Here is a 15,014-nt window from a genome sequence, read left to right as displayed (position 1 = left end):
GAACGCCTTAACTTTTAACAGAGGGAGATTCCGTGGCGGCCGATGGACGTCTGCGGCTGGTCCTGGCCGCCGAGGAGCTGTTCGCCGACCGGGGCGTCGACGCGGTCTCGCTCCGGGAGATCAACGCCGCCGCGGGGCAGCGGAACGCCTCGGCGCTGCAGTATCACTTCGGCGACCGCGACGGCCTGCTCCGCGCGGTGCTCGCCCGGCACGATCCGCCGGTCGAGTACGCCCGCCACGCGCTCCTCGACGCCTTCGAGGCCGCTCCGCCCGCCGAGCCGCTGCGGGCGCTGGCGGGGGCGTTCGTCCGGCCGCTGGCCGCCAAGCTCGCCGACGTGGAGGGGCGGCGGTATCTGCGCCTGCTCGACCAGGTGGTCCGCCGGGCGTCGCCCTCGGCGCTGCGGGCCTCGACGGCGCAGCCGACCAGCGTCAACCGGTGGCGGGAGATGGTCGGGCCGCTGCTGCCCGAGATCGCCGTGACCCGCCTGCACCGGCGGCTCACGGCGATCCGGATGACGTACAGCGAACTGGCCCGGCGGGCCGAGACCAGCGAGGGAAGGGACGAGCGCCTGTTCACCAGCCACGTGATCGACGTCGTGGCGTCGGTGCTGGCCACGCCCGTCTCCGCCGAGACGGCGGCGCTGCTGGGCTGACTACGCCCAGGACTTCAGCCAGGCCAACTGCACCGGCAGGTGCGCCTCGTCGCCGCCTTCGTGGTTGTTGAACTCGTACTCCTCCATGTGCTTGGCCGCGCCGGCGTAGGCGTTGTAGGCGCCGTAGACGGTCGAGGGGAGGCAGATCTCGTCCATCAGCCCGACCGAGAACAGCGCCGGGGCGGCGGCACGCCTGGCGAAGGCGACGCCGTCGAAGTAGGACAGCGTCCGCTCGACCGTCGCGACCTCGGCGCGGTGGACCTTCAGGTAGCGGGCGATCTCCGTGTACGGGTCCTTCGGCGTCACCCGGATCGACCTCGGGAAGTCGCACAGGAACGGCACGTCCGGCATGGCCGCCACCACGTCGGGGAGCAGCCCCGCCACCGCGAGGGTGATCCCGCCGCCCTGGCTGGCGCCCTTGACCGCGACCTTGGCCGGGTCGACGAGCGGATGCTGCCGCACCGTCTCGACCGCCCTGACCGCGTCGCTGAACACGCGCCGGTAGTAGTAGGTCGCCGGGTCGCCGATGCCCCGGGTCATGTACCCCGGGTGGGCCGGTCCCGAGCCCTCGGGGTCGGGGGTGTCGCCGAGCGACCAGCCGCTCCCCTGGCCGCGGGTGTCCATGACGAGGAGGGCGTAGCCGGCGCTCGGCCAGTAGAGCCACTGGTGCGGCAGCCCCCGGCCGCCGCCGTACCCCTGGTACTGCACCACACACGGAAGCGGCGCCTCGGCGCCTGCCGGAACGAGGAACCACGCACGGACCGGCTGCCCGGCCCACCCCTGGAACACCACGTCGTAGACGTCGACCGTGGTCAGCCCGGTGACGACGGGAGAGAAGACGGGGGCGAGCTCGTGGGAGCGGGTCTCGGAGAGCGTCGCGGCCCAGAAGTCGTCGAAGTCGTCGGGCTCGGGGACGGTGGAGGTGTAGTGGCGCACCTGGGGCAACGGGAGATCAGAGAAGGGCATGAACCCCATCATCTGGGACGACACGATGCGGTGGCGATCGGCCCCCGGGGAAGCGCGAGAATCGGCGTCATGACCTGATGGCGCTCGTCGACGCCTCCGGGCCCGGTTGTCCGTCGACTGGGTGGCGGGGATCCACCCGTGCTTCATCGTTCGCGATCCGATCCCCACGTCAGGGTGGCCCTTCGAATAGGCGATCAGCGGCCTCGGCAGCTCGCGCGGTGAATGGGTTTCCAGAGCTGGAGCGGTAACGAGCGGGACCGGCTTTGTCAATTCCTATTCGCGCCAATTTCGGATAGGCCATTTCCTCGGGCGGATGAAGAGGTGGCGTTTCGCCGGAAAAGGCCACGTCAGACGTTAGAGCAGATCACCCGCAGTCGGCGAGATTGTCATAAACTGAAACAAGGGCCTTGTGAGGTAATTCGGTCGGCGGTATTCTGAGCATATGGGAGCGCTCCCACTCAATATGGAGATGATTCGGCCCCGATTACGCGCTGACGTGCGGTGGGTCGAGTGCCCCGGTGGGGTTCACGTTCACGGGGATCACGGGGCGGCGACACTGCGCGGACCCCACGCGCTGGCCCTGCTCGAACGGCTGGCGCCACGCCTCGACGGAGCCCAGACCCTGGGCGAACTGACCTCGGGCCTGCCCGCGACCCAGCGCGAGCTGGTCACCGGCCTCGTCGGACGCCTGGCCGAACTGCGCTTCGTCGTCGACGACACCGGGGCCGCCGATCACGGGCTGTCCGCCGAGGACCTGGAGACCTACGCGGCCGAGATCGCGTTCGCCGGCCATCCGGGCCGGTTCGCCCGGGTGCGGAACTCGGCCCTGCGCGTGACGGGCACCGGGGTGCTGGTCCCGGCGCTGGTCCCGGCGCTGGTCGAGTGTCTCCGGTCGGTGGGCTGGCGCGAGGTGGTGACCTCGGGCGAGGACGTCCTGGTGCAGGTCAGCACCTCCCGGGACGAACTGCTGGCCGAGGCGCTCGCCTGCCCCGCCGACGTGGTGCTGGCGCAGGTGCTGATCCGTGACGACGAGGCCTGGCTGACCTCAGCGGGACCGCCCGGCGAGACCGACGCGGCCACCGGGTGGAAGCGGTTGTCCCTCCGCGAGGGAACACGAGGCGACTGGTTGCGCGGCGCGGTCCCCCGCGTGGTGGCGTCCCAGGTGGCCTTGGGGGTCTTCGCGGCGGTGACAGGGCTCGTGGCGGCGCGACGGGCGTTCACCCGCGTTGATCTGCGCACCCTGGACAGCACGATCCACCGTTTCGCGGGCCTGCGCTGGAACCCGGCAGAAGTGTCCAGCCGAGATCCCGCCTCGCAGAGGGACACACAGATATCCGGACCGGTCCCTGCCTCGCGAAGGGATGCGCAGGTGGCGGAACCGGCCCCCATTTCGCGGAAGGACGCACAGGCATCCCAACCGATCCCCGCCTCGCGGAAAGACGTGGGGGTTTCGGCATCAGCCCCCGCCCCCGCATCACCGAGAGAAGCTGAGGTTTCAGGACCAACCTCCGCCTCGCGGCGGGATGTGGAGGTGTCCGAACCGGCCCCCGGTCGGCAAAGGGACGTGGAGATGCCGGGACCAGCACTCACCTCGCGGAGGGACGCAGAGGTGTCCGGACCGGTCTCCACCTCGCGGAGGTCGGCGGGCAGCGAGGGCTTTGGTACTGGCGAGGGGAGCTCGGAGCGCCCCGGTGCGGCGGGGGTTGGCGGGTCCGGGGTCTCGGGTGAGGCGGGCGTTCGGGAACGGTTTTTCGGGCTCTGTCGTGATCTGGTGGATCCGCGCATGGGGGTCATCTCGGTACTGGACGAAGGTGGCTATCCGCAGGGGCCCCTCTCCGTCATGCGGGCGCTCGTGGGGGACCGTGAGGTCGTCGGGTGGGGGGCGGATCACGACACGGCGCGGTTGCGGTGTCTGCTGGCGGTGTTCGCGGTCGGCGACGGTTTCATCGGAGCGGGTCTGACCTGGGAGGACGCCGTATCCGCGGCGCACCGGCAGCGGCTCGAGGCCGAGGCGGCGGGATCGGCGGCGGGCGGTGAGGTGGCCGTGCCGGACGACGAGCCGCTCTGGCGGCAGGTGGTGGCGGCCGGGGAGGTGCCGGTCGTGCGGGAGGTGCCGGGGTCGGCGGTGCTGCGGTTCGAGGTGGCGGGCCGGCCGCCCCTCGTGGCGCTCGGGTTGCACGACGGGCTGGAGCGGGTGTTGCTGCGGGCGCAGACCGGGCTCACACCGCCCGTGCGGTGGGCGAGTGACGGGTTTCCGGTCGGCGGGGCCGCCGTCTCGCTGCCCGTCGACGGGCCGGCGTTCGTGGCGCGGGTGATGTCGTGATCACCGACGTGGTGGGGTCGGGGCGGCTGTTCGAGGCGGTCAGGGCGCGGGTGCGGTCGAGCGGGGTCGTGGTGGTCGCCAGTGACGCCGACGACATCGGGCGGCGGCGTTACGGGTCCCCGTGGTTGCCCGTGCACACCGAAGCCGGACATGTCGTGATCGGTCCTGCCGCGTTTCCCGGGCGGCCGGGCTGTCCCACCTGCGTGGAGCGGCGGCGGGCCGGGAACCGGGAGCACTTTTCGGTACGCCTGCGCGACCGGCCTGCCCTCCTCACCTCCCTCGTGGCCGGCACGGTCGGCGAACTGGTGGCCGACGAGGTCGAGCACCTGCTGGCCGACCCGTCGACGGCGCTGACGAGCGGCGCGATGCTGCGGATGCCGGTGCTGACCGGCACGCTGGCACGCCACCCCTTCCTGCCCGACCCGTTCTGCCCGGTCTGCGGCGACCGGCCGCCCGACGGGCCGCGGCCCGTCGTCTTCACACCGCAGCCGAAGGTGTCGGGGTTCCGGGTCGGCACACTCGATCTCGCCGAGCTCGAACGCCGCTACGTCGACCGGGAGACCGGTGTCGTGCGGTCGGTGGAGGCCGACGCGCGGGACGGCGCGGTCGCCGTGGCGCGGCTGAACCCCGCGCGAGCCGCCCACGAGAGCCACCACGGGTTCGGGCGGTGCGAGGACGTGCCCGCCGCGAAGGCGACCGCCGTCGCCGAGGCGCTCGAACGGCTGGCCGGGTTCTCCCCGCGAGGGCGGCGGACCACCGTCAGGGCCGCTTACGACGACATCGCCGGCCAGGCGCTCGACCCGCGCCTCCTGGGGCTGTATCCGGACGACTGGTACGACCGGCCCGGCTTCTGGTTCACCCGGTTCGACCCGGCGCGGGAGACCGCCTGGGTCTGGGGGCACTCGTTCCGGCGGGGCGGGCCGGTGCTGGTGCCGGAGACGTCCGTCTACTTCGGCGCGCGGCCCGACCGGGGCTTCGCCTACGAGTGTTCCAACGGCTGCGCCCTCGGCGGATCGCTCGCGGAGGCGATCCTTTACGGCCTGCTGGAGGTCGCCGAACGGGACGCCTTCCTGACCACCTGGTACGCCCGCCTCCCGCTCCCCCGGGTCGACCTGCGGTCGGCGCGCGACCGGCGCGTCCCGATGGCCGCCGAGCGGATCGGCGACCGGCTGGGCTACGACGTCCACGCCCACGTGGTCACCCTCGAACAGGGACTGCCGGTCTTCTGGATCACCGCCGTCGACCGGTCGGGCCGGTCGGACCGGCCGAAGGCGATGTGCGGCGGGGCCGCCCACCTCGACCCCGAACGGGCCCTGCGCCGCGCCCTCGACGAAATGGGCCCGATGCTGGCCAACCACGTCGCCCGCTACGACGAGGGCGAGGCGGCCCGGCTGGTGGCCGACTCCGGTGAGGTGCGCCTGCTGGAGCACCACCCGTTGGTGTACGGGCACCCCAAGGCGTACGAGCGGCTGGAGTTCCTGCCGAACGGCGCGGAGCTGACGGTCGGCGAGTTGCCGGAGTGGCCCGCCCACGACGACCTGGCCGACGACCTGCGTGACCTGGTGGCCCGGTTCCTGGCCAGCGGCATGGACGTGATCGCCGTCGACACCACCTCGCCCGAGGCGGCGGCGGGCGGCTTCGCCTGCGCCAAGGTGATCGTGCCGGGGGCGGCGCCGATGACGTTCGGCCACCACCACCGGAGGGTGCACGGGCTCCCCCGCCTGCTGACCCGGGGCCGCGCGCTCGGCTACCTCCACCGCGACCTCGCGGCGGACGACCTCAGCCCCTACCCCCACCCGTTCCCATGAGGGGCCCGGCGGCGCGTTACATGGCGGCGATGGCGGATCGCGGACCGCTCGACGCCCGGTGGGACCTCGCGCCGCTCCGGCACAAACGCCACCCCTCGGCCGCCTGGGCCGAACCGCCCCACCCGCTGGGCGCGCTGCTGCGCGGCATGCTCGGCATCACCCGCGTGATCTGGCGGCACACCGACACGGGCCCGATGGCGATCCCGGGCCGCCCGGCGCCCTCGGGGGGCGGCCTGTACCCGATCGAGGCCTATGTCGCCTCCCCGGAGGGGCTGTTCCACTACGACCCGGTGCACGAGGTCCTGGAGGTGCTGCGCACGGGCGACCACGGCCCGGCGCGCATCTGCCTGACGGCGGTCTTCTGGCGCTCCATGTTCAAGTACGGCGACTACGCCTACCGCCTGATCTGCCAGGAGATCGGCGTCCTGCGCACCCAGGCGGAGGTGGTCGCCGCCACCCTGGACCTGACCGTCACCCCCGCCGACCCCGACGACACCCTCCTAGGCCTGGACGAATCCCGCGAAGCCCTCCTGACCGTGCTGCACGTGCGGGGGCTCGGCCTGGACCGAAACCGCCCAACGACACCGACCCTCCAACCAGCGCGACAACCCGAGCACACCTCTGAACTCGGCGAAACCCGCAAGGCCACACCGACCGCCCGGCACGCGCCGCCGCACGAGCGGGCCCTTGCGCCACAGCCCGCCGGCGACCTGCCGCAGGAGGCCCGGCCTCTTCCTCTGCCGTTTCCTCCGGGTGCGGCCTGGGACCTGCACCGAGCCGCAGAGGCCGACTCGCGGACGAGACGTCTGCGCCCACCGGGACATGTCCGGGTCCCGGCCGGCATGGTGGATCTCCGCGAAGGACTTCCCATCCGCCATTCCCCGGTCGACGGCTTCCGCCCGGTGCCCGTCCCGCTGGCGGCGATCGTCGCGATGGCGGAGACGGCTGCCGGACCGGACCTCCACCTGCTGGCCCTGCGGGTCGACGGGCTCCCGAGAGCCGCCTACCGCTACGACGGCGAGCTCCGACGGGTGGATGCCGCACCGCTGGCTTCCCTCGGGTCGGCCCCGCTCGTCGCCAACACCCGGGAGGCGCTCAAGACCGCCGCCGCGGTGATCGTCCTTGTGGGCGATCCGCTGGCGGGCACCGCCCGCGACCACCGTGACCAGCTCGTCGAGACGGGCGCGGCGTTGCAGCGGGCGACGCTGGCCGCCGCCGCGCTGGGGCTCACCTCGCGCATCCACTCCGACGCCGCCGGTGCGGCGACCGACCGCGTCCTGGGCCTGACGGGCCCGGCGCGGAGTCTGTCGTCCCTGCTCGTCGGGGTGCCCAGGTCCCGGGGGCCAGACCTGGTCCTCCGGTTCCCCGATCGGCAGGAAGGAGGTCCGCGGGGCACGTCCGGAACGTACTGATCAGTGAGAAGGAGAAACGTCATGGAGAAGCTCCCCCTTGACCTGTCCGGCCTGGAGGTCGAGGCGATCGACGTCCTGTCGGCCGACTCGATCGTGATGGAGGGCCACGGCGCCGTCGAGACCGGCGCGTCGTCGGCGATGGGCTACTGCTCGTCGTACATGCAGGCGAACAGCTGCTGGGCGCCGGAGGCGTAGCAGGTCACCGCTGAAACGCCGAGGGCGCCCACGGCACGGGCGCCCTCGGTCACGGGAAGGAGCATCCGTGTCACGAACAGCTCATCCCGCCGACCGAGATTACGTCGTGGCGCCGATCTTCGCCATCCGGGTGGCGGGGCTGCCCGCCGACGGGTTGCGGCGGTTGCGGTGCGAGCGGACGTGGGAACGCGTCGACGAGCTGCTCGACGTCGCCCGCACGCTGGCCGACGAGGGCCGGGCGATGTCCGGCCCGCTGCACGAGGTGATCGGCGCGGGTGTGTTCAAGCCGGAACTGGTGGCGCTGCGCCGCGACCTGTTCCGGGGCCGCCGCCCCGACCGCCGGGCGACCGCGCCGGAGGTGCTCGCCGCCCTCCCGGAGGAGCTGCGGGCACGGGTCCTGGCCTGGACCGCCCTCAAGGACCGCCACGACAGGCTGGCGGCCGAGCTGCCCGCCGTCCACGAGGCCGAACGGCGGGAGAAGGCCGGGCTGCTGCGCGAGCTGGCCGCGGACCCGGCCTTCCGCCGGGGGCTGGAGCTGGGCAGCCCGATCCTGGCCGCGCGCACGTCCCCGTCACGCCAGGAGGCGGTCAAACTGGCCCGCTACCTGGCTCGCGCCACGATGAAGACCAGCCCCTACGCGACGTTCGCGTGGAGCGGCTTCGGCGCCTGGGCCGACGACGGCCCGATGGCCGTCCCGCCGGCCGACCTGACGTGGCGGGAGGTCGTCGACCTCGACCGCGCGGTGCTGCGCCCGCTCTGGGTGACGCTGTCGCGGCAGGTGAAAGCGGCGCGGACGCGGGTGAACCCGACCGCGTTCGAGGAGGACGGCCGCATCTGGTTCCTCGGCCCGACCGCGACGGAACCGCTGCTCAGCGTGCCCGCGACCGAGCCGGTGAGGGCGGCGCTGGCGGAGCCGGTCAGGGCGCTGGCCGACATCGGGCTGGTGGAGCTGGTGCCGCCGTACGGGGAACACGACGACGACCCGCTGGCCAAGCTGGGCGTCGAGGAGGACCCGAAGGTCATCCGCGACCTGCTCGCCCCCACGGAGATCCCCGAGCGGAACCTGTTCTGGCACAACGCCGTCATCCCGGGCGAGGCGGGCCGGTGCGGCCGGGAGGCGTGGCGGCCGGCGCTCGACGACCTGAACCGGCTGCGGAAGGGGCTGGCCCTGTTCGACGGCGACCTCCCGCTGAAACTGGCCGCCGCCGGCTTCTTCCTGCGCCGGTACGGCCCCGCCGCCGACGTCCCCGTCATGAGCTTCTACCGCGCCGTCCACAGCGAGCCGGGCCCGCTGCGCGACCTGGTCCGCGACCCCTTCGCGGCCGGTCCCGGCCATGCCGACCTGCGCGAGCGTTTCCTGCGGACCGGCGAGCCCCCCGACGACGACCGCTTCCGCGCCCCGGGGTCGATCTGCGTCTACGCCCAGGCGCTCCCGGAGGGCCGCCTGGTCGTCAACACCGTCACCGCCGGTTACGGCAAGGGGCTGTCCCGGCTCCACCACCAGCTGAACCGGATCGGCCACGCCCCGGACGCGGCGGCGCTGCGGGCCCCGCAACGCGACACCCTGATCGCCGAGGTCACGGGGGCGCTCGGCAGCGGCCTGAACCTCCGCACCACCACGGCCGACGTGACGATCGACTACCCGTACACCACGGGTGGAGGTCTGCACCCCTCGGCGCTGACGGTGCGGCTCGACGGTTCCCGGCTGGCGTTGCGGGCCGGTGGGGAGAAGGTGCGGCCGATGCACCTCGGCATGACCGCCCAGCACTGGCTGCCGCCGTGGCTGCAGTTCCTCGTCAGGGTCTTCGGCGAGCCGTCGGTCGCGCTGGTGCCCGGCTGGGTGCTGCGTCCCGGCCCGGTGCCGCCGCGCGGCCGGATCGACCACCTGCCCCGCCTCGACCTGGGCGTGGTCACGCTGGCCCGCGAGTGCTGGCGGCTGCGCGCCGGCGACCTACCCCCGGGCGGCCCAGCCGAGCTGGGGTCGTGGCTGCGCGACCACGGCCTGCCGCGCCGCTTCTTCGCCCGGGTCCTCGATCTGCGCGACGGCCTGCTGACGGGCCTGCTCGGCAAGCACCGCAAGCCCATGTACGTCGACGTCACCGACCCCTTCCTGCTGGCCGGCCTGCGGCACGCGGCCCGGAACCCCGACGCCCTGGTGGTCGTCGAGGAGACCCTGCCCGCCCCCGAGGACGCCCCCGTCTACCCGGGGGGCCCGCGCGTCACCGAGTACGTCGTCCAGGTGAGCGCCCCATGACGGGCTGGGAGAGCGCCCACCTGTTCCACACCGGCGACCTCGACGACCTGATCCGCGACGTCGTCACCCCGCTGGCCCGGTCGGCGACGGCCTGCTTCTACCTGCGCTACTGGGAGTCGGGCCCGCACGTGCGGCTGCGGCTGAAGGGGGTGCCCCGCGACGAGGTCAGGGCGCGGGCCGCACGGTGGTTCGCCGGCCACCCGTCGCCCGCCGTCGACGCCCCGGCCTACCGGCGGCTCGCGGCCGTCCTCGCGAAAGGGGAACGCCGCGAGAGGTACGACCCGGCCCTGCACGCGCCGGGCAGCGTGGTGTTCCTCCCGTACGAGCCGGAGGAGAACGTCTACGGGGACATGCCCGCCGCCGAACGGCACTTCGGCGTCTCCAGCGCCCTCGCGCTCGACGTCCTCCACGGCGCGCCCGCGATGGACCGCAGGACCGCCGTCGGCCTCGCCGTGCTCACCCTGACGATGGCCGCCTGCCAGCCCGACCTCGCCGAGGCGGCCCGCCGCCTGCCCCCATCCGAACCCGGCGACCTCCCGCCCGGACTGGTCACCCAGACCGAACGCCTCTGGCGCCTGAAGGACGGCCCGGGGCTGCTGGGCGCCTGGGCCGCCTCGATCCACGACCTGGCCGCGCGACTCCCGGCGACGACCGGCGACGCGGGCTCGGCCCACGCCCACCTGGCCGTCATCGGCGACGACGCGCGACGGGCCCGCGTGCTGCTGCGCTGCGCCCACCTGTTCCACAACCGGATCGGCCTGCGCCCCGGCCCGGAATCGCACGTCTCGACTCTCGCGGCCCGCGCGCTGGCCGCGCTGCGGAGGTGACCCTCATGTGGCACAGCGTCCACGTCTTCTACCACGAGCCGGACAAGGACCCCCTGCTCCTCGACGCCGTCCGGCCCCTGCTGGCCGACATCCGCGACCACGTCGATGCGGCGTACGTGGTGCGCCACTGGCGGCAGGGCCCCCACGTGCGCGTCAACGTGAAGACCGACCGGCGGGTGTGGGAGGAGGTGGTGCGCCCCCGCATCGACAAGGTGGTGGGCGGCTGGCTGCGCGACCACCCGTCGACGTACGTGGTGGACCAGGCCGAGAGCCTGGCCCGGCACCGCCTCATGGCCGCGCGCGAGCAGGAGCACGGCCCGCTCACCCCGTGGCCCGCCGACAACTCGATCGTCGAGTTCCCGTTCGACGACCGCCGCCACGTCCTGGGCGGCGACGAGGGCGTCGACCTGCTCACGTCGTTCTACAGCGACAGCACCCCGCTGCTGTTCACGATGCTCGGCCACTGCCGCGACGGCCGCGACGCCAAGTCCGACCTGGCCATGGCCCTGCTCCTGACGGTCGCGCACACCTCCCACCCGATCGAGCGCAGCTACCTGTCGTTCCGGGTGCACGCCGAGGGCTACCTCATGTGGTCGAAGGACCCCGAGGCCGCCCGGCGCTCCTTCGACGAGGTGTACGACTCCCGCCGCGCCCTGCTCACCCAGCGGGTCAGGCAGGTCGTGGACACCCTCGACGGGGACGGCGACAGCCCGTTCGTCCGCGAGTGGGCGGCGCTGGTGGAGACCTACCGCGCGCGGGCCGGCCGCGTGGTGCACCTGCTGCCTGCCATGGACGACACCCCGGCCGAGACGCGCGGCGAACTGCACACCCTGATGTTCGGCACCCCCGACTACCGCCGCGAGATGTTCAGCCGCCCCGACTTCCTGCGCTACCGGGTGGTGCTCAACTACACCTACCTGCACCTGACGAGGCTCGGCCTGACCCCGCTCGACCGCTTCCGCACCTGTCACCTGCTCGCGAACGCGGTCGAGGAGGTCTACGGCGTCTCCGGGGTGGAGTCGATGCGCCGTTTCAGCCGCCCCGGGCCGCTCGCATGATGGCGCGCTGGATGGGTTCGTAGCCCGTGCAGCGGCAGAGGTTCGAGCGGACCAGGTTGGCCACGCGTTCCGGATGGTCGCCGATCGAGGGGTCGTCCTCCAGCGCGCCCGCGGCCATCATCAAGAAGCCCGGCGTGCAGAAGCCGCATTGCAGGGCCCGCTCGGCGGAGAAGGCCCGTTGCAGCGGGTGGGGTTCGCCGTCCCGGCCGCGGAGGCCCTCGACGGTGTGGATCGGGTGGCCGTCGCACTGGACGGCGAGCATCAGGCACGACCGGACCGCCTCGCCGTCGACCAGGACCGTGCAGGCGCCGCAGACGCCCTGTTCGCAGCCCAGGTGGGTGCCGGTGAGGCCGCAGTCGTCGCGCAGGACGTCGGCCAGGACGCGGCGGGGTTCGATCTCCAGCGGGTAGTCGGCCCCGTTCACGGTCAGGGTGATCTTCATCGGATCGCGGCCTCTCTCAGGGTCCGGGCGACCAGGACGGCGATGACGTGGCGGCGGTACTCCACGTCGGCGTGCGGTTCGGGCACGGGCGCGGCGTCCTGGTCGGCGGCGACGCGGCCGGCGCGGGTGAACGGGTGGTCGGCCGGGACGCGCGGCCCTCCCGGGCAGGCGATCTCGGCGCCGGCCAGGGACCGTTCGGCGGCGCGCGCCCTGATCGGGCGGTCGGCGCAGTTGGCCAGGCCGATCCTGGCCTCGGTGATCACGCCGTCGCGGATGGCGAGGGCGGCCCCGACTGCCACCTGGGCGAAGGAGAAGCCGGTGCGGCGGTGTTCGAGGAACCCCACGCCCGTGTCGGGGCCCAGCAGCGGGAAGCGGACGGCGGTGATGAGCTCGTCCGGGCGGCGGGCCGTCAGGAAGGGGCCGAGGAAGTAGTCGCCGGCCGCGATCGCGCGGGTCCCCGAGGCCCCCGCCAGGTCGATCTCGGCGTCCAGCGCCACGGCCAGGGCGCACCACTCCGAGGCCGGGTGGGCCCAGGCGAGGCTGCCGACCATGGTGCCCCGGGTGCGGATGGGCGGGTGGGCGATGTTGACGACGGCGCGCGCGAACAGGCCGCCCAGCGGGCCGGGGACCGCCTGCGGCGACTCGAACACCTTGTGCCGCACCAGCGCGCCGACCCGCACCGTCCCGTCTGCCACGTCCAGGCGGTCGAGCCCGGGGACGTGGTTGACGTCCACGACCAGATGGGGATCCAGGCGCTTGAGGTGCATCTCCAGCAGGAGGCTCTGGCCCCCGGCCAGGACCTGGCCGCCCTCGCCCAGCGCGGCCAGGGCGTCGGCCAGGGTGCGGGGGGCGACGTAGCCGAAGGCGGGGGGCTTCATCGGGCCGCCCGCCAGACGACGTCGGGGGTCAGCGGCATCTGGAGGACGTCGGGGTCGGTCAGCTCCAGGGCGTCGGCCACGGCGTTGACGATCGCGGGCGGGGTGCCGATGCAGCCGGACTCCCCCGCGCCCTTCGCGCCCAGGGGCGTGCGCGGGCTCGGGGTGCTGGTCTCCCTCAGGTCGATGGGCGGGATCTCCGCGTACGTCGGCAGCAGGTAGTCGAGCAGGCCGCCCGGCACCTGGGGGACGAGGTGCTCGTCGAACGGGATGCCCTCGTAGAGCGCCTGGCCGAGGCCCTGGACGGCGGACCCGAACGCCTGCCCCCGGACGACCCCGGGGTCGATGGGGTGACCGCAGTCGTCCACGGCGACCAGGCGCAGTACCTCCACGGTTCCGAGGTCGGGGTCGACCTCCACGACGGCGACGTGGGCGCCGAACGGGAAGGCCATGCCCGCCTCGTAGCGTTCGTCGGCCCGCAGCGGGCCGGTCAGCTTCACCAGTTCGGCCACGTCGATGGACGACGGCCCGTGGACGACCCCCTCGGCCCAGGAGGTCTCCTCCACCGGGACCTCCCACAGGGTGGCGGCGCGTTCGCGGGCGCGGTCCATCAGGAGGGTGGCGGCGTGCTGGAGCCCCGCGCCGTCGATCTGGGCCGAGCGGCTGGCGAAGGAGCCGACCCCGTCGGGCGTGGCGGTGGTGTCGCCTTCGAGCAGGTGGACGCGGACCGCGTCCACCCCGAGGGTCTCGGCGACCAGCGCCGGGAAGACCGTCTCGTGGCTCTGGCCGCTGGGGGCCGCGCCGCAGCGGGCCGTGAAGGTGCCGTCGTCGCCCGCCTCGACGCCGACGTACTCGTGGAGGCCGCCCGCCTCGCCGCCGGAGCGTTCGACGTAGCAGCACAGGCCGATGCCGATGGGCCGGGCGTCCGGGTCGGCCCGGCGGCGGGCCTGCTCGGCGCGCCAGGCGTCGTAGCCGAAGGTGGTGAGCGCCAGGTCGAGGGCGGCGGCGTGGTTGCCGCTGTCGTAGTCGCGGCCGGTCGGGGTCAGGTAGGGGAAGCGTTCGGGCGGGATGAAGTTGCGCCGGCGCAGTTCCACCGGGTCCATGCCGAGGCGGCGGGCCAGGGTGTCCATCGTGCGCTCCAGCGCGCTCGCCGCCTCCGGCCGCCCCGCCCCGCGGTAGGGATAGGTGACCATCGCGTGGGTCAGCACCGACCGGACGGTGGCGTGCACCTGAGGCGTCAGGTAGGGCCCGGTCGCCATCCACGCCGTCTGCATCGGCAGCCCCGCGCCCAGATGGGGGTAGGCGCCGACGTCGGCGTCGATGGAGAGTTCGTACGCGAGCAGCTTCCCGGCGTCGTCGGCGGCGAGCCTGACCCGCTGGTCCTGCCCGCGCCCCCGGGTGGCGACCAGCATGGACTCGCGGCGGTCCTCCACCCACCGCACCGGCCGGCCGAGCCGCAGGGCGAGGTGGACGACCGCGATGTACTCGGGGAACAGCGCGCTCTTGGACCCGAACGCCCCGCCGGTGTCCGGCACCGTCACGCGGATGCGCTCGACGGGCCAGCCGAGCAGCCCCGCCAGCTCCATGCGGAGCCGGTGCGGCGCCTGGTGGCCCGACCAGACGACCAGCCCGTCGCCGGTCGGCTCGCACAGGAAGGTCCGGCACTCCATCGGCGAGGGCATCAGCAACTGCTGCCGGTAGTGCCCCTCCACCACGACCGCCGCCCGCTCCCAGACGTCGTCGCCGATCGGCTCCCCGGCCTCGCCGTGGAAGGCGACCACCTCCTCGGGAGGCAGCTCGTCGATCCAGGTGACGACCTGCGCGGCCCCGTCCTCGGCCCGGTAGCGGTCGTCGCCCAGGACCACCGCGAGCGCCTCACCCGGGTAGCGCACCCGGTCCCGGGCCAGCGCGGGCCATTCGCGCCCCGCGTCGTCGGCCGCCGCCATCATGGCGGAGACCGGCACGGACGGCAGGTCCGGCAGGTCCGCAGCCGCCCAGGCCCCGGCCACGCCGGGCACCTCCCGGGCGGCGGAGCAGTCCACCTCCCGCACGACACCGTGGGCGACCGGGCTGCGCACGAACGCGGCCTCCAGGCACCCGGGGACGCGGATGTCGGCCACGTAACGCCCGGCGCCGGTCAGCAGCCGCTCGTCCTCACGTCTCAGCCAACGCTCCACCATTCGGACATTAGCTGCCCCAAT

The 15,014-nt window shown here is 73.7% G+C and carries 12 protein-coding genes; 8 read left to right on the top strand and 4 right to left on the bottom strand.

Annotated features, from left to right (window positions below):
• The first annotated feature begins 32 nt into the window (after positions 1-32).
• Positions 33-653, top strand: a complete 621-nt coding sequence (locus AW270_RS01305; RefSeq protein WP_061289440.1) for a TetR/AcrR family transcriptional regulator — start codon at positions 33-35, stop codon at positions 651-653.
• Here AW270_RS01305 and AW270_RS01300 read toward each other — a convergent pair whose 3' ends face one another.
• Positions 654-1,619 (bottom strand): acetylxylan esterase, encoded by a 966-nt coding sequence (locus tag AW270_RS01300; protein WP_061289437.1) that lies wholly within the window; start codon positions 1,617-1,619, stop codon positions 654-656. It abuts the gene before it with no gap.
• Positions 1,620-2,082: 463 nt separating this feature from the next.
• Here AW270_RS01300 and AW270_RS01295 point away from each other — a divergent pair, with 463 nt between their 5' ends.
• The 7 genes from AW270_RS01295 to AW270_RS01270 all read left to right on the top strand — a co-directional run bounded on the left by AW270_RS01295 (position 2,083) and on the right by AW270_RS01270 (position 11,496).
• Positions 2,083-3,942, top strand: coding sequence for a hypothetical protein (locus tag AW270_RS01295; protein ID WP_157521604.1), 1,860 nt, complete (start codon positions 2,083-2,085; stop codon positions 3,940-3,942).
• Positions 3,939-5,750: a TOMM precursor leader peptide-binding protein gene (locus AW270_RS01290; RefSeq protein ID WP_061289431.1), complete on the top strand. Its 1,812-nt coding sequence runs from the start codon at positions 3,939-3,941 to the stop codon at positions 5,748-5,750. The genes AW270_RS01295 and AW270_RS01290 overlap by 4 nt, the downstream gene beginning before the upstream one ends.
• A 29-nt stretch (positions 5,751-5,779) precedes the next feature.
• Complete coding sequence (locus AW270_RS01285) at positions 5,780-7,162, top strand: nitroreductase family protein (protein WP_157521603.1); 1,383 nt, start codon at positions 5,780-5,782, stop codon at positions 7,160-7,162.
• Between the two features lie 21 nt (positions 7,163-7,183).
• The gene (locus AW270_RS38345; protein WP_157521602.1) at positions 7,184-7,357 is read left to right on the top strand and encodes a hypothetical protein; all 174 of its coding nucleotides are present in this window, start codon (positions 7,184-7,186) and stop codon (positions 7,355-7,357) included.
• 67 nt (positions 7,358-7,424) lie between these two features.
• Entirely contained in the window at positions 7,425-9,611 is a 2,187-nt protein-coding gene (locus AW270_RS01280; protein WP_157521601.1) for a lantibiotic dehydratase, read from the top strand.
• Positions 9,608-10,438 carry a lantibiotic dehydratase C-terminal domain-containing protein gene (locus AW270_RS01275; RefSeq protein ID WP_061289422.1) on the top strand — a complete coding sequence of 277 codons (831 nt, stop codon included), beginning with the start codon at positions 9,608-9,610 and terminating at the stop codon, positions 10,436-10,438. The genes AW270_RS01280 and AW270_RS01275 overlap by 4 nt, the downstream gene beginning before the upstream one ends.
• Positions 10,439-10,443: 5 nt before the next feature.
• A complete protein-coding gene (locus tag AW270_RS01270; protein ID WP_061289420.1) occupies positions 10,444-11,496 on the top strand; it encodes a thiopeptide maturation pyridine synthase in 1,053 nt (350 codons plus the stop codon).
• Here AW270_RS01270 and AW270_RS01265 read toward each other — a convergent pair.
• From AW270_RS01265 to AW270_RS01255, 3 genes are read right to left on the bottom strand one after another with little or no spacing between them, the layout of a single operon-like run.
• Entirely contained in the window at positions 11,471-11,938 is a 468-nt protein-coding gene (locus AW270_RS01265) for a (2Fe-2S)-binding protein (protein ID WP_061289417.1), read from the bottom strand. The genes AW270_RS01270 and AW270_RS01265 overlap by 26 nt on opposite strands.
• Positions 11,935-12,816 (bottom strand): FAD binding domain-containing protein, encoded by an 882-nt coding sequence (locus AW270_RS01260; protein WP_061289414.1) that lies wholly within the window; start codon positions 12,814-12,816, stop codon positions 11,935-11,937. The genes AW270_RS01265 and AW270_RS01260 overlap by 4 nt, the downstream gene beginning before the upstream one ends.
• Entirely contained in the window at positions 12,813-14,990 is a 2,178-nt protein-coding gene (locus tag AW270_RS01255; RefSeq protein WP_218009046.1) for a xanthine dehydrogenase family protein molybdopterin-binding subunit, read from the bottom strand. The genes AW270_RS01260 and AW270_RS01255 overlap by 4 nt, the downstream gene beginning before the upstream one ends.
• Positions 14,991-15,014: the final 24 nt, after the last annotated feature.

Origin of the sequence: Herbidospora cretacea, assembly GCF_001570605.1 — a bacterium.
In the GTDB taxonomy this organism is placed as follows: domain Bacteria; phylum Actinomycetota; class Actinomycetes; order Streptosporangiales; family Streptosporangiaceae; genus Herbidospora; species Herbidospora cretacea.
Note: the sequence above shows the minus strand (reverse complement) of the source record. Positions and strands in the feature narration are given on the sequence as shown.